This window comes from Pantoea sp. y20 (genome assembly GCF_054903455.1).
Window position 1 is genome coordinate 3,886,730 of the sequence record NZ_CM142816.1, and the last position, 15,173, is coordinate 3,901,902.

Consider the following 15,173-nt stretch of genomic DNA (forward strand, 5'->3'; position numbering starts at 1 on the left):
CGGACATCGCATACCGTTGCCAGGCGCTTTCAGCCTTTGTGGCTTAAACACCAGTGTTTCTGTAATTCCATAATTAATAAGAGTAACGCGATGAAAGCACCTGCACTGCCTGCGGACGAGTCATATCGTCTGGCCCAGTTACGTGCGCTCAACATTCTGCACACGCCTGCCGAAGAGCGTTTCGACCGTTTAACCCGCCTTGCCCGTCGTTTGTTTGGTGTACCCGTTGCGCTGGTCAGCCTGCTGGAAGAGGACCATCAGTGGTTCAAATCCACTGCGGGTTCAAGCGATATCACCGCACCGCGTAATACCTCTTTCTGTGGCCACGCCGTGCTGCAGGATGATGTGATGGTGGTGGAAAACGCGCTTGATGACGAGCGCTTCTTCGATAATCCACTGGTTAAAAATGCCGAAAATCCGGTGCTTTTCTACGCCGGTTGCCCATTGCGCACGCCGGCTGGTGCGAAAGTCGGCACCTTGTGCATTATCGATCATCATGCGCGCCAGTTCGATGCGGATGATATCCATACATTGCGTGATTTAGCCGCAATGGCGGAAGCGGAGCTGGTGGCGTTCCAGACCGCAACATCCGATGAACTGACGCAAATCACCAACCGCCGTGGCTTTATGACGCTCGGCCAGTTGGCGCTGAATGAGTGCCAGCTGAAGCAGTTACCGGCCAGCCTGACTTTCCTCGATCTCGATCGCTTTAAAGCCATTAACGATACGCTCGGTCATCGCGAAGGCGACCGCGCATTAATGGACTTTGCCAACGCCATGAAGGTGAGTTTTCGCCATGCGGATATCTTTGCTCGTTTGGGCGGCGACGAATTTGTGGTGCTGTTTAATGGCTTGCAGCAAGCCGATGCCGAAGGTGTGTTGGCGCGCTTTGATGGTTTCCTGCAACAGCAAACCCAGAACCTCGAGCGCCGCTACGCTTTGCACTTCTCATCGGGCATTGTTGAGTTCGATCCCGATCATCCGCAGTCGCTGGAACAGCTGCTGGAAGGTAGCGACGAACGGATGTACGCCGCTAAGAACGGGAAAAAGAAGTTGAGTTGATGTTGGTCGCCGTGAATGGCGACCCTGCAATTAATGACCCACTAAATCCGTGATCAATGCCTGATTAAACGTCTGCGGTTCTTCCATCTGCGGCGCGTGCCCCATGCCCGGGAATTCGATTAAGCGTGCGCCGGGAATCAGTTGCGCCACCTGCTTACCCAATACATTGTAATGCCCGAGTTTTGCTTTCACTTCCGGCGGCGCGATATCACTGCCAATCGCCGTGGTATCTGCGGTGCCAATCATCAACGTGGTCGGCACGAGTAGATCTTTAAACTCGTAATACACCGGCTGAGTGAAAATCATGTCGTAGATGAGCGCCGAGTTCCACGCCACTTTCTTGTGGCCTGGCCCGCTGTTTAGCCCAGCCAGCATATCGACCCATTTGTCATACTCCGGCTTCCACTGGCCGCTGTAATATGTCTGCTGTTCGTACTTCTTGATGCCCGCCGCATCCAGCTTGAGTTCACGCTGATACCACTGATCCACCGAGCGCCACGGCGCGCCTTTGGCTTTCCAGTCTTCTAAGCCGATGGGATTGACCAGCACCAGCTTCTGCGTTTGTCTGGGGTACATCAGCGCATAGCGCGTCGCCAGCATGCCGCCGGTCGAGTGCCCAACCATAATGGCGTTGTCGATACCCAGTTGCTGCAACAGTTGATGGGTGTTCTGTGCCAGTTGCTGGAAGGTGTATTGATAGTTAGCTGGTTTAGTTGAGCTGCAGAAGCCAATCTGATCTGGCGCGATGACGCGATAACCTTTCTGGCTCAGCGCTTTGATGGTGTCATCCCAGGTTGCGCCACAGAAGTTCTTGCCGTGCATCAGCACCACGGTTTCACCGTTGGCCTGCTGCGTAGGTTTGACATCCATATAACCCATACTCAGCGCTTGCTGCTGCGAGGAGAAGTTAAAGTGCTGCAGCGGATAGGGATAGTTAAAGCCTTCGAGCTGTTCACCATACACATTGGCGGCGAGCGCCGGAGCAACAGCGCCTAATGCCACTGATGCCAGAATCACGGCAAGTGACTGTTTTGGCTTGAAACGAAAACCCATTAGGTGATTCCTCAACAGTGAAAACCTTCAGTGTGGCACGTTAATCCGCGTTAAGTATTGATGAGGTGTGCCGCCAGAAAGCACACCTTTTACAATTAAGCGCCGCGAAGCGATGAAAAATTTGAGTTAATAATAACGCCCGTTATTACGATAAATACTCAACATCATCACAACAAGAAAACCTGTAAATTCACGAAAACCAAGACCGGTCTTGATGACAAATATTAAAACAGCCAAATAACCAGAAAACTTTACATTAATTGCAGATTGGAAAGATTAATTAAATTACACTCTGCCACTGTTAATGGAGGACTATGATGACACAGCAAAAATATAATGAAGGGGTAATTGATTCGGTAACCGAATGGATTATGGCTAACCTGGATCAACGTTTAACGATTGATGATATTGCACTGAAGTCTGGCTATTCGAAATGGTATTTACAGAAACTCTTCGCCCGTTATCACAATGAGACGCTGGCACGCTACATCCGAAAAAAGAAACTGGCTCATTGCATTAATGACTTAAAAGACAGCAATGTGCCAATTATTAGCCTGGCAGTGAAATATCATTTTGAAAGCCAACAATCTTTCACGCGCTCATTTAAACATGTGCTGGGCTGCACGCCTCTTTATTGCCGTAAGCGCCAGCTGGATGAGGAAGCCAAACTTGCAATGCGTGAAAGTAGCGATCCCTGTGTGCTTTGCCGTCAGGCGGAATTTGACGCCACGGAACGCAATAAAGCAATTATCACGCCCGCGGTACGTAACGATAAATATATGCCGCGAATTGGTTGTGCGATGCGTTGATAAATAATTGACTCTTTTTTGGCGCCATTTGACGCCAACAGACTTCTTCATTCCAATTCATGAACGCTTTAATTGAATAGAAACGGATGGCATACCATCCGTTTCTCAATTAGTAACTCGATTTATTCAGCGCATTTACGCTCTTTTTAAAATGCGCGAGCCGATTATCCAGCGCATCGGTATACAGCATGGTATCCACACCGACGGCAACGAAATTAGCTCCCCAATGAATAGCGCGTTCCGCCATCTCCAGATTAACCGCCAGAAAACCGGCCGCTTTTCCTGCGCTGCGGATGCGTTTGATACTCTGCTCAATCACTTTCTGCACTTCAGGATGCCCGGCATTATCGGGATAGCCCAATGAGGCTGACAAATCAGCCGGACCAATAAAGATTCCGTCAACGCCCTCAACCTCCAGCAACGCATCGAGATTATCAATCGCCGTTTTGCTTTCGGCCTGAATCAGCAGGCATAACTCTTCATTGGCGCGCGCCATATAATTTTCCACGCGCCCCCAACGTGCCGCCCGCGCCACGCCTGCGCCGACGCCGCGCGTGCCATAAGGCGGATAGCGCGTCGCCTTCACCAGCGCCTGTGCCTGCTCAGCGGTATCGATCATCGGCACCAGCAAGGTGCGCGCACCGATATCCAGCACCTGCTTAATCAGTGCGGTCTGGAATTCGATTGGCCGTATCACCGGCTGGCTGCGATAAGGCGCAACGGCCTGCAATTGATGATAGAGATCCTGTACGGTATTCGGGGCGTGTTCGCCATCTATCAATAACCAGTCGTAGCCGCTGGTGGCAGCAATTTCGGCCAGATACGACGATGTGCTGCTCAGCCACAAACCAATCTGCGTTTCGCCTTTCGCCAATCCGGCTTTGAAGGGATTATTTAACGGATCCTGCATAGCTGCTCCTTACTTAATGACTTGGCTGCTGAGAGTGTGGCAACTGACGCTCCACTTTCAGGCTGAGGATAATGAGTGAACCGATGGCGGCAATTAGCGCCAGCGCCAGCAATCCGGCAGCGCTGCTGTTAAAGTGCATTTCGGCATTTACGCGAATCAGCGGTGCGAGGAAGCCACCTACAGCACCAAACAAATTGACGAAGCCGATGCCCGCCGCCAGCGCAGTGCCAGAAAGCAGCTGCGTCGGCATGGTCCAGAACACCGGCTGCACGGCAATAAAACCCACCGCTGCGACGCTAAGCGCAATGATGGCCAACAGCGGCGAAACCAATCCGGACAAACCAATCCCGACGGCAGCAGCCAGCAAGGTGAACGCCGCGACCCGGCGACGCTCGCCGCTGCGGTCGGAATAGCGCGGAATCAGCCAGGTGCCAAACAGCGCGGCCACCCACGGAATGGCCGCCACCAGCGAGGCGAGGAAACCGACTTTGGTGCCCAACAACGCTGCGACCTGAGAAGGCAGGAAGAAAATCAGGCCATAAACCGCTATCTGAATGGTCATATAGATAATGGCGAGCTGCCAGACGCGACCATTGCGCAGCGCATCACGCAGATGTGAAGTCGGCTTCTGCTGCTCTTCGCTCTCCAGCTGACGTTGCAGCGCCCGCTTCTCCTCGGCGCTGAGAAAACGCGCTTTCGCCGGTGTGTCGTCGATATAGCTGAAAGTGAAAACGCCGGCTGCCACCGCCAGTAATCCTTCAATGATAAACATCCAGAACCAGCCGGGATGGCCTAGCACGCCGTGCATTTCCAGCAGTGCGCCAGAGAGCGGTGAACCCAGCGTCAACGCCAGCGGCGCGCCCATGTAGAACAGTCCCATGACGCTAGCGCGCTGCTGTTGCGGGAACCACAGCGAGGTCAGATAAATCATGCCCGGGAAGAAACCCGCCTCAGCGGCGCCGAGCAAGGTACGCACCAGCAGGAATTTGGCTTCGGTATCAGCAAATGCCATCGCCGCCGAAAGCAATCCCCACAGCAGCGTGGTGCCGCCAATCCAGCTGCGCGCGCCAAAGCGTCGCATCAGCAAATTGGCCGGCACGCCAAGCAGCGCGTACACCACAAAGAAGATTCCAGCACCTAACGCGTAAGCTTCATTACTCAGGCCGGTATCAAGTTGATATGCCTCTTTGGCGAAACCAATGTTGGCGCGATCGAGAAACGCCAGCACGTAGAGCATCAACATGAAAGGAATAAGACGTGCGCGATTCTTTTTAACCGCGCTTAACACCAGATTATTCATGGTAAACCCTCACGCAGGGCTGCGACGCGTCGCCGCAGCCGCTGCGATTAGTGTTGATAAGGACGCTTCAGTCCATCGCGATTCAGCTCCACGCCGAAGCCCGGTTTATCCAGCACCGATTTGTGCATGCGACCGTTAACCGGTACCGGTTCGTTGATCAGCAGCGGATCAAACTGCGGGCGCAGCGTGCTGCAATCCGGGCTGGTCATCAGGAATTCACTGAATGGGCTGTTGGTGAAGGTGATCACCGCGTGATGCGAGTAAACCGAGGAGCCGTGCGGCACCACCAGCTGGCCGCGTGATTTCGCCAGCGCCGCCACTTCCACCAGCGTGGTCAGGCCGCCGCACCAACCGACATCAGGCTGCAAAATATCGATGCCGGTTTCAGCCAGCGTGCGGAAAGATTGCAGCGTGCCGTGATGTTCGCCGCTGGTGATCAACATGCCCTGCGGCGCTTGCTGTTTCAGCTGGGCGTATCCTTCGAACTGTTGCGGCGGCAAACACTCTTCCAGCCACTTGACGTTATAAGGTGCGCAGGCGTGGGCCAGCCTGGTGGCGAAATTGACGTCCTGGCTCATCCAGCAATCAAGCATCAGCCAGAAATCCGGGCCGCAACTTTCGCGATAGTGAGCGATGCGCGCCACCTCTTTACGGATGCCTTCATCGCCATCGTGCGGTCCCCACTGCACCGCCATTTTGCCGCCGATAAAGCCCATCTGCTGCGCCAGGTCCGGACGCGCACCGGTGGCGTAGAACTGCAGTTCATCGCGTACCGCGCCGCCCAGCAGTTTGTACACCGGCAGATCGGTGACTTTGCCGAACAGATCCCATAGCGCCAAATCGACACATGAAATGGTGTTCATCACCAGGCCGCCCGATCCGGCGTAATACAGGGTGGCGTTCATCATCTGGTCGTGAATCAGTTTGATATCGCTGACGCAGCGTCCTTCAAGGAAGCGGTTGAGATGCTTTTCCACGATGAAGCAGCCCATTTCGCCGCCGGTGGTAATGGCAAAACCGGTTTGACCGTTATCGGCTTCGACTTCGACAATTAGCGTGCCTAACACGTTGATGCCAAAGGATTGACGCGACTGCTCATACTGCTTGTATTTGCTCATGGGCGTGGCGACGTGGTCGTCAATCCAGTGATTGGCACCTTGATCGTGATAATCGCCGCCAGCCGCTGCTTTATCCGCGGTAGCGCCACCGGCAAAGTAGGCGCGGACAGTTTTAATTTTAGGTAGGGACATGCTCTTCTCCTGGTTACGAGGCGTGTTTTTCCGCCGGGCTACGCCAGCCCAGCAGACGGGAAATATCGCGGGCGCAGGCAATCGCCTGGCCAGCAAGGTAATCGCGTTTGTCGTCGTCAATGTCGAGTCGGGTGCCCACCAGCGAAATGGCGGCGACGAGCTGCTGGCGGGCATTGAAAATCGGCGCGGCGACGCAGCGCACATCGGGATAATCTTCACCGTTATCAAAGCTCCAGCCCTGACGGCGAATGCGTGCCAGCTCGGTACGCAGCGCGTCGGCATTACGCAGCGAGGTTGGCGTCACCGCCACAAAACGCAGGCCGCTGATGATGCGTTCCTGCTCTTCAGGTTGCTGCCAGGCAAGCAGACATTTGCCAATGCCCGAGCGATACAGCGACAGGCTTTTGCCTTCGTGTGAGCGCACGCTGATGGTGGCGGCGGATTCGAGTTTGAGGATGTAACAGGCGTGACCACCCTCGAGGATGCCGAGGTGGCACAGCAGATTGGTCTGCTGCATTAAACGTGTCAGAGGTGGACGCGCAATATCGCGGATATCCATGCGCTGCAGTGCGTGACCGGCAAACTCCACCAGCCGCGTCCACAGGCAATAGTTGTTGTTGCGATCGATAGTGATCAGACGCTGTTTTTTCAGTTCAGCGAATAGCAGATAGGCGCTGCTTTTGGGAAGCGCCAGCGTTTCGATGATCTCGGCGGCACTGCACGGTCCGTGCTGGGCAATAAAGTCGAGAATCGCAATGGCGCGCGTCAGCGCGGGGACAGGCGTAATTTCCAACATGCTGGACTCCAGTCTGATGATCTGGAGCGCAGTGTTGTAGTTTTACTTCGTGATAAGTGTGCGCCGCTTCAAATTACGCGGCGCTGAGCGCGTTTGCTGGCAGCGCGTGTGCGGGAATGTGAATCGCGCCGCGCTGAGAGTACAGCCGACTGTACTCCTGCCGCAGGAGCACAAGATCTAAGAGAAAATGTATTTGATCGCTGCAATGACCATCGTGGTGGTCATCACCATTAGCAAACGTTTGATCCAGCGCATATCGGTTTTTAAAGCAGAGACATCGGCTTTGATAACTTCAATGTCTTTTTCTATGCGATCAAGGCGAGCTTCGACTCTGGTCAGGCGAACATCGACTGCTTTAATCTCACTACTCAGTCGAACATCCAGATTAGTAAGCCGAACCTCCAGTTCTCGAATAGCAGCACTAAGCCGGTCATCCAGCTCTTTAATCGCACCACTCAGCCGCTTATCCAGTTCTTTAATCGCACCAGTAAGCCGAATATCCAGCTCTCTGATATCGCCGGTAAGTCGAACATCCAGTTCTTTAATGCTCCCTGTAATTCCTTCACCGGCCTTCATTAAATCAGCACGAGATAACGCATTATCCTGCTGCATCTCAGTAAAGATCTCGACCATGGCTTCGGCCTGTTGGTCGCTGACGCCGGCCAACTGCAGTGCTTTAAAGGCTTTGTGTGTGTTCATCATCGCGAGTGTCATCCGTGAAGCTCCTGAGTTGATGTGAGGCGCGTGCCAACATCATGCTCAGCGAGCGATTGCTGCACCATGTGACTGTGTGTATTTTGCGCGGCGCTGCGAAAAATATCAATTAGTACAACAAGTAACGTCCAAGCGGATGCGGGGCGTCTCGCAAAATTGGCGTCAGATTCTGCTGCGAAACGTTTTGCGATATGGGAGCGGGAAGGTGTTGAGCGGCTTCTTAAAACGGCGGCGCAGCTTTTAATCCCTGCGCTGCCCGTTCAATAATTACTGAACCGGCTGGCCCGGTAGCAATTTCTCAGACATCAAACGGCGGCAGGAGAGTCTTTCCTGCCGCGCTTGTTGCTGCTGTTCGGGCGACAAATCCTGCCACACCGCTTGCAGATGATCAGCCAAACCCTGTTGGAAATGAATCTTCTGCAATGCGTAATCTGCATTACTGCCTTCAATAATCTGCTGCATATCCTGCGCGGTATTGCCGCGTCCGTCGTGAGTCAGCGAACAGAACATGGCGATGTAATAGCCTTTGTCCTCATCGCTGTAATGCGGCATCAGCCACCAAACCGCGGCACTGATGACGATCAGCAACGGCACAATAAATTTGAGTTTTAACATGAATGGTTTATCCGCTGGAAAAAGGAAACGCGCGATAGTAACAGCATTCGGCTGGCCGCACATATTTTGCCGGCCGCATCCATAACGTAACCAGTTAACTGTGATCAGCTGCCGAGCGATTCATTTTGCCCGTCAAAACAAGACAGGTCTTAAATAGCTCGACTAACAGGTCACTATAAGTTGCAAACCCTTTCGCCATAAATCGACCAGATACGATGAACCTGACTCAGCTGACGCTGGCTATCGGTGCACTTTGTAGCTTCGAGCCGTTATATGCTAAAGAGATAAAACCCTTTTCTTCAGACATTCCACCGCTTCCTGTAACCCCCCTTTCTCACTCATCAACCGAAGCGGTTTTAGCGCCTTTATCCGAGCATCCCCACTCCGATTCGCTGTTGCATAACGTTAAACATGCAGCCGCTGACAGCTTAAAAATGGTGGGGAAATTTTTCGCACGAAACAGCTGGTATGATGATTTCAATCCGGCGGCTAATCGCCCGCATATTCAGGGAAAGCTTGCCGGTAGCAGGCCCCATTTATTTTGGTTTTACCGGCTGCAGAGCTCGATGATTGCTCCGCTTCCACCCGATCCGGATCTGATCGACCCCGTGCTCGATGGCAATCCACCTCCCCCGCCGCCGCCCTCCGTGCCAGGACCTAAGCCACAAATCCCAGCTTATGCCGCTCTGCCTGCCGCACTCTTTGGTATGGATGAAAATCTGCAAGCACGCTTTATCTATGATGCACAACTTGCAGGTCGGGATGGTCGCCATGACCTGTTCATTTCGGGTTTTAGCGTTGATGAGCGCTATCGCAGCGAAGCCAATCACAACCAGAGTGAAAACCGCTATTACGGCTGGCTGGTAGGCTTACGTGGATTACTGACGGAAGATGAGCAACGACAGCTGGCACTGAGTGTGGCGATCAGTAAAGGTCACTTCACTCTGGAGCCCTCACAGTCCAGCGGCAACAGCCACGGGCAGGTTGATACTCAAGGTATCAATGCCATGTTGAGCTGGCAGCCACAGCATGGCCTGCAACTGGCTCTGCCGATTAGCGTCGGTCACTATCGCGGCAATATAAGCAGTGATGAAAAAGATAAGGTGGCGCAGGTAAAAGCCCGCAGCGCCAATATCGGTATGGATGTTGGCTGGCGCTGGCAGCAGGGTTCACATGCGTTCACCCCAGTGCTGGGCGCCACCATGCAATGGGCACGCATCAAGGATATTCATGACAACGACAATCTACATATTGGTTATTCACAGCAAAAACAGCTGCAGTTCTCTGGCGGTATGAAATATGACTTCAGACCAACAGATAGCCTGAAATTTGGCCTTGAAACACGCTATGTGCAGTACAGCGGCCATGCGGGCAATGTTGCGGTAGATAAAGATAATCTGCGTACTGGCCGAGGCGGTAAGCACCTGCAATATAGCGGCGACGTTGGCTGGCAACTGACTGAGAATGTTCAGCTTAATAGCCAGCTTAAGTGGCAACATCGCCTAAGTCAGGAAGGTGCCAGCAACTGGCAGACACAACTGGGTGTAAAGATTACCTTTTAAAGCGCCTGCGCGCACGCCCAGGCCGAGCTCCACGCCCACTGGAAGTTGTAGCCGCCCAGCCAACCGGTAACGTCCACCACTTCGCCGATAAAGAACAAACCTGGCACATCGCGCGCTTCCATGGTTTTTGACGACAGTTGGGTGGTATCGACGCCGCCTAGCGTCACTTCTGCGGTGCGATAGCCTTCGGTGCCGTTTGGCTGCACGCGCCATTGATGCAGCGTGCTGACCAGTTCGCCCTGCTGCTTGCTGTTAAGCTGCTTCAGCGTGACGTCAGGAATCTGCTTTAGCTCCTGCAGCACTTCCACCAACCGTTTTGGCAGAATTTTCGCCAGACTGTTTTTCAGGCTGAGATTGGGATGCGCTTCGCGCTGCACATGAATGAAATCATCCAGCGAAGTGGCAGGTGACAAATCAATGGTGACGAATTCACCCGGCTGCCAGTAGCTGGAGATTTGCAGCACGGCGGGCCCCGATAAGCCGCGATGGGTAAACAGCATCGCTTCTTTAAATAAGGTGCCGTCCTGCGCGGTGATGGTGGTGGGCAGCGCGACGCCCGACAGCGTGTTGAGCTGTTCCAGCAGCGGTTTATGCAGCGTGAACGGCACCAATGCCGCACGCGTCGGGAACACTTTCAGGCCGAACTGTTCCGCCACTTTATAGCCAAACGGCGTGGCGCCGAGGCCTGGCATCGAGAGCCCGCCGCTGGCGATCACCAGTTTTTCTGCCTGCACCGATGTGCCGTTCAGCTGCAAGGTATAACCGTTATCGTCGCGCTCAACGCTCAGCACTTCACTGCGCAGGCGCAGCGTCACCTGGCCGGCATCACACTCTTTCAACAGCAGATCGACAATCTGCTGTGCGGAGTCATCGCAGAATAATTGCCCGAGCGTTTTCTCGTGATACGCAATGCCGTGGCGATTGACCAGATCGATGAAATCCCACTGGTTGTAGCGCGCCAGCGCCGATTTGCAGAAATGCGGATTGTGCGACAGATACGCCGCCGGTTCGGTGTGCATGTTGGTGAAGTTGCAGCGACCGCCGCCCGACATCAAAATCTTGCGACCGGCTTTTTTGCCGTTATCCAGCAGCAATACGCGGCGACCCAATTGCCCTGCCTGCGCAGCGCAGAACATGCCGGCTGCGCCTGCACCAATAATGATAACGTCAAACTTTTCCACTGCTTTTATCCGCCTTGCTCGAAAGGCGCTGATTGTAGGGATTTGCGGCTTTTAGCGCCAGCTTCAAAAAAATGCCGTAAATGTGTCATAATGTAACTTACTAATTTTAAGCTGTTTTCAGCTAAATCTATACGCTGCATTACAATTTTAAGACAATAAAGAGCTATATTTTTCTTTCATATCGCGCACGTTGTCGCAGATAATGCGCCGCGTTCATGTCCTCCCAAAATGGCGTAACGTTTATGCTACATCTGTTTGCTGGTCTCGACCTCAGTACCAGCCTGTTACTGATTCTTGCTCTGCTGTTTGTATTGTTTTACGAAGCAATCAACGGTTTTCACGACACTGCTAACGCGGTCGCGACTGTCATTTATACCCGTGCGATGCGGGCGCAACTGGCGGTTGTCATGGCGGGTGTTTTCAACTTCTTAGGTGTTTTGCTTGGTGGATTGAGCGTGGCGTATGCCATCGTTCACATGCTTCCGACCGATTTACTGTTGAATGTCGGTTCGGCTCACGGACTCGCCATGGTCTTCTCCATGCTGCTGGCCGCGATTATCTGGAACCTTGGCACCTGGTATTTGGGTTTGCCGGCGTCCAGTTCTCACACATTGATTGGCGCCATCATCGGTATTGGTCTCACCAACGCCCTGATGACCGGCACCTCGGTGGTTGACGCGCTCAACCTGCCGAAAGTCATCAATATCTTCATGTCCCTGATTCTTTCGCCGATTGTAGGTCTGGTGATTGCAGGCGGTCTGATCTTTATCCTGCGTCGCTACTGGAGCGGAACCACCAAGCGTTCACGCATCCACATGACGCCTGCTGACCGTGAAAAGATTGATGGCAAGAAAAAGCCCCCGTTCTGGACGCGCATTGCCCTGATCGTTTCCGCGATTGGCGTGAGCTACTCACACGGCGCTAACGATGGTCAGAAAGGCATTGGCCTGATTATGCTGGTGCTGATCGGCGTTGCGCCGGCTGGTTTTGTGGTGAACCTGAATGCGTCGGGTTATGACATCACCCGCACGCGCGATGCCGTAAACCATCTGGAGCAGTATTATCAGCAGCACAACGAATCACTGACGCACATGGTGCAGATGGCGCCGCCTGTGGTGCCAACGCCAGATGAATCGCTTGGCGGTCCGCAGGAGTTCCATTGCGACAGCAGCCGTGCGCTGCAGGCTATCGATCGTGCGCAGCTGCTGCTGAACAATCTGCAGAGCTACGATCAGCTGACGGTTGATCAACGCAGCCAGATGCGTCGCCTGCTGCTGTGCGTTTCCGATACCGTAGATAAAGTGGCCAAGCTGCCGGAAACCAGCGCGGACGATAAGCGCTTCCTCAACAAGCTGAAAAGCGATTTGCTGGGCACCGTTGAGTACGCACCGATCTGGATTATTGTGGCTGTGGCGCTGGCGCTGGGCATCGGCACCATGATTGGCTGGCGTCGTGTTGCCACCACCATTGGTGAGAAAATCGGTAAGAAAGGCATGACGTATGCGCAAGGGATGTCGGCGCAGGTGACGGCCGCGGTATCGATTGGCGTGGCCAGTTACACCGGTATGCCCGTTTCTACCACGCACATTCTGTCGTCGTCGGTGGCCGGTACCATGCTGGTCGATGGCGGTGGATTGCAGAGTCGCACCATCAAAAATATCGCTATGGCGTGGGTGTTCACCTTGCCGGTGTGTATTTTGCTGTCGGGTTCGCTCTACTGGATTGCACTGAAACTGATCTGATGGATACCCTAAATAATTCGGATGACAGCAAGGCGGCAAGTGAGTGAATCCTCAGGAGCTTACTCAAGTAAGTGACTGAGGTGAACTCGCGCAGCTAACGCGGCTGTGATTCGAAGTATGACGGGTATGAGGGCGACGCGATGTCGCCCTTTTTATTGCCCTTTTTTATTGCCAGATAGCCATCGCAATCAAACTCACCACCACCAAAAAGCAGAGCCCGCTGGTCAGCACAAACTGCCCGCGCACGCGCTCACAGCGGCGAATGAACTCGTCGTCATGATGATCGTGATAGCGCTTCTCCCAGATATAGCGCACCAGCCGCACCTGCTTACTCGGCTGCCCGTGCGACGTGAAGAAACCCGCACCATCCACGTATTGATATAACAGCGGATCGCAACCGCGCAAAACGGCTAAAAGTGAGCGCAAAGAAGAGAAATAGCGCGCCATATTCACCAGACAAACCACACACAGAGCCCAAAAAAGCGCGATAGTGCTGATCATGTTCCCCTCCCGGCTGGAGCCGCAACGACGTCGAACGCAGCGGGGAATTGCTGTAGACGCCGCACGGGAAATAAACCAGCCATTGAATGATGTCGATTGCATTGTTGTTATGCGAACCTGAGTGCGCAACGCATATGGCAGTGGCACTTATTTTCAGTGTAGGAGATCTGTTGAATTTTTTTCCAGCGATGATTTTCGTTCAGGGCGAGTGAAAAAGCCGATAACGCTTGATCTTCCTCACAAGCGAACTTGCGCTTGCAGCATTTGTTAACAACTCTGGCTATACTCAGGACATAACAAAAACCGCCTGCAAGGCTGAAATAGTTGGTTGGTGGCGCTTCATCGCCGTCTCGCGCAAAGGAATCGCCGACCGTGAAAGCAGGAAGATTGCCCCGAATCTTGAGAAAGGAGTTTTATCATGGCTTATAAACACATCCTGATTGCAGTAGACCTTTCCCCGGAAAGCCAGTTGCTGGTTGATAAAGCCGTTTCGCTGGCCCGTCCTTATGATGCAAAAATCTCGCTGATCCACGTTGATGTGAACTATTCAGACCTCTACACCGGGCTGATTGATGTCAATCTGGGCGACATGCAGAAGCGTATTTCTGAAGAGACGCACACCGCGCTGAAAGAGCTGTCTATTAACGCCGGTTATCCGATCAGTGAAACTCTGAGCGGCAGCGGCGATCTTGGCCAGGTGCTGGTGGATGCGATTAAGAAATATGATGTGGATTTGGTGGTGTGTGGTCACCATCAGGACTTCTGGAGCAAGCTGATGTCATCGGCGCGCCAGTTGATTAACACCGTGCATATCGACATGTTGATTGTGCCGTTGCGCGACGAAGACGAAGAATAAAAATCAGGCCGGGTTACCGGCCTGATTTTTTGTAGCGGCGCAATGTATTGCGCATTGTTTGCGTTATTACCCCAGCGGCGGATAAATATCAAAGCGATGGCTTTTGGTGACCACCGCATCCTGCGTCACCACGCCCGCTAACGGCGGCGCGTAATCCGGACGCTTCACCACAATGCGCTTCTTCGCCAGACGGCGCGCCGGTTCCAGCAACGCATCAGCATCATCATCCGCACCGACCAGCGACTGAAACACCCGCATCTCTTTCTTCACCATCGCGCTTTTCTGGCGATGCGGATACATCGGATCGAGATAGACCACATCCGGCGCGGGCGTGATATCGCTCAGCGCTTGCTGGCTAACAGCGTGCAGCAGCGTCAGCCGATCGCGCAGCCAGCCGCCAATCTCCGCATCCTGATAACCGCGACGCAAACCATCGTCCAGCAAGGCCGCCACCACCGGATGGCGCTCCAGCATGCGCACGCGACAGCCCAGCGCCGCCAGCACAAACGCATCGCGCCCCAAACCGGCCGTTGCATCAACCACATCTGGCAGATAACCACTTTTGATGCCGACCGCTTTTGCCACCGCTTCGCCGCGACCGCCGCCAAATTTACGCCGATGCGCCATCGCGCCCGAGACGAAATCCACGAAGATGCCGCCGAGTTTCGGCTCATCCAGTTTACGCAACTCAAGATGCTCAGCGGTTAACACCAGCGCCATCGTCGCCTGTTCGTCCTGCTGCAAACCCCAGCGCTCGGCTAAATGTAATAAGGCGCCGTCTCCGGCGCCCGTTTCATCGATTAGACCAATTTTCACAAGCCG

General features: G+C 53.8%; 15 protein-coding genes. 5 read left to right on the forward strand and 10 right to left on the reverse strand.

Annotated features, from left to right (window positions below):
- Positions 1 to 90: 90 nt before the first annotated feature.
- The gene (locus ACYAC5_RS18095; RefSeq protein WP_462062064.1) at positions 91 to 1,062 is read left to right on the forward strand and encodes a GGDEF domain-containing protein; all 972 of its coding nucleotides are present in this window, start codon (positions 91 to 93) and stop codon (positions 1,060 to 1,062) included.
- A gap of 30 nt (positions 1,063 to 1,092) precedes the next feature.
- On the opposite strand, the gene ACYAC5_RS18100 is transcribed toward ACYAC5_RS18095, so the two are convergent.
- Entirely contained in the window at positions 1,093 to 2,115 is a 1,023-nt protein-coding gene (locus ACYAC5_RS18100; protein ID WP_462062065.1) for an alpha/beta fold hydrolase, read from the reverse strand.
- Positions 2,116 to 2,432: 317 nt separating this feature from the next.
- On the opposite strand from ACYAC5_RS18100, the gene ACYAC5_RS18105 reads away from it, so the two are divergent.
- A complete protein-coding gene (locus ACYAC5_RS18105) occupies positions 2,433 to 2,924 on the forward strand; it encodes a helix-turn-helix domain-containing protein (RefSeq protein WP_192414914.1) in 492 nt (163 codons plus the stop codon).
- Positions 2,925 to 3,033: 109 nt separating this feature from the next.
- Here ACYAC5_RS18105 and yfaU read toward each other — a convergent pair whose 3' ends face one another.
- The 6 genes from yfaU to ACYAC5_RS18135 all read right to left on the reverse strand — a co-directional run bounded on the left by yfaU (position 3,034) and on the right by ACYAC5_RS18135 (position 8,509).
- Complete coding sequence (gene yfaU / locus ACYAC5_RS18110) at positions 3,034 to 3,834, reverse strand: 2-keto-3-deoxy-L-rhamnonate aldolase (RefSeq protein WP_192414779.1); 801 nt, start codon at positions 3,832 to 3,834, stop codon at positions 3,034 to 3,036.
- Between the two features lie 13 nt (positions 3,835 to 3,847).
- Positions 3,848 to 5,134 (reverse strand): MFS transporter, encoded by a 1,287-nt coding sequence (locus ACYAC5_RS18115; protein ID WP_192414777.1) that lies wholly within the window; start codon positions 5,132 to 5,134, stop codon positions 3,848 to 3,850.
- Between the two features lie 47 nt (positions 5,135 to 5,181).
- On the reverse strand, positions 5,182 to 6,384 hold the full coding sequence (gene rhmD / locus ACYAC5_RS18120) for an L-rhamnonate dehydratase (RefSeq protein ID WP_192414775.1): 1,203 nt from the start codon (positions 6,382 to 6,384) through the stop codon (positions 5,182 to 5,184).
- A 13-nt stretch (positions 6,385 to 6,397) separates the two neighbouring features.
- Complete coding sequence (locus ACYAC5_RS18125; protein ID WP_101762719.1) at positions 6,398 to 7,180, reverse strand: IclR family transcriptional regulator; 783 nt, start codon at positions 7,178 to 7,180, stop codon at positions 6,398 to 6,400.
- A gap of 177 nt (positions 7,181 to 7,357) precedes the next feature.
- Positions 7,358 to 7,894: a CCDC90 family protein gene (locus tag ACYAC5_RS18130; protein ID WP_192414773.1), complete on the reverse strand. Its 537-nt coding sequence runs from the start codon at positions 7,892 to 7,894 to the stop codon at positions 7,358 to 7,360.
- Positions 7,895 to 8,161: 267 nt separating this feature from the next.
- Positions 8,162 to 8,509 (reverse strand): hypothetical protein, encoded by a 348-nt coding sequence (locus tag ACYAC5_RS18135; protein ID WP_192414771.1) that lies wholly within the window; start codon positions 8,507 to 8,509, stop codon positions 8,162 to 8,164.
- A 566-nt stretch (positions 8,510 to 9,075) separates the two neighbouring features.
- On the opposite strand from ACYAC5_RS18135, the gene ACYAC5_RS18140 reads away from it, so the two are divergent.
- Entirely contained in the window at positions 9,076 to 10,071 is a 996-nt protein-coding gene (locus ACYAC5_RS18140; protein WP_192414769.1) for an autotransporter domain-containing protein, read from the forward strand.
- Here ACYAC5_RS18140 and ACYAC5_RS18145 read toward each other — a convergent pair.
- Entirely contained in the window at positions 10,068 to 11,252 is a 1,185-nt protein-coding gene (locus ACYAC5_RS18145) for a BaiN/RdsA family NAD(P)/FAD-dependent oxidoreductase (RefSeq protein WP_137386694.1), read from the reverse strand. The genes ACYAC5_RS18140 and ACYAC5_RS18145 overlap by 4 nt on opposite strands.
- Positions 11,253 to 11,494: 242 nt before the next feature.
- On the opposite strand from ACYAC5_RS18145, the gene pitA reads away from it, so the two are divergent.
- Complete coding sequence (gene pitA / locus ACYAC5_RS18150; RefSeq protein ID WP_137386695.1) at positions 11,495 to 12,994, forward strand: inorganic phosphate transporter PitA; 1,500 nt, start codon at positions 11,495 to 11,497, stop codon at positions 12,992 to 12,994.
- Positions 12,995 to 13,159: 165 nt separating this feature from the next.
- On the opposite strand, the gene uspB is transcribed toward pitA, so the two are convergent.
- Entirely contained in the window at positions 13,160 to 13,495 is a 336-nt protein-coding gene (gene uspB / locus ACYAC5_RS18155; protein WP_008108136.1) for a universal stress protein UspB, read from the reverse strand.
- A 418-nt stretch (positions 13,496 to 13,913) separates the two neighbouring features.
- Here uspB and uspA point away from each other — a divergent pair, with 418 nt between their 5' ends.
- On the forward strand, positions 13,914 to 14,351 hold the full coding sequence (gene uspA / locus ACYAC5_RS18160) for a universal stress protein UspA (protein WP_007889892.1): 438 nt from the start codon (positions 13,914 to 13,916) through the stop codon (positions 14,349 to 14,351).
- Positions 14,352 to 14,417: 66 nt separating this feature from the next.
- On the opposite strand, the gene rsmJ is transcribed toward uspA, so the two are convergent.
- The gene (gene rsmJ / locus ACYAC5_RS18165; RefSeq protein WP_176972605.1) at positions 14,418 to 15,167 is read right to left on the reverse strand and encodes a 16S rRNA (guanine(1516)-N(2))-methyltransferase RsmJ; all 750 of its coding nucleotides are present in this window, start codon (positions 15,165 to 15,167) and stop codon (positions 14,418 to 14,420) included.
- Positions 15,168 to 15,173: the final 6 nt, after the last annotated feature.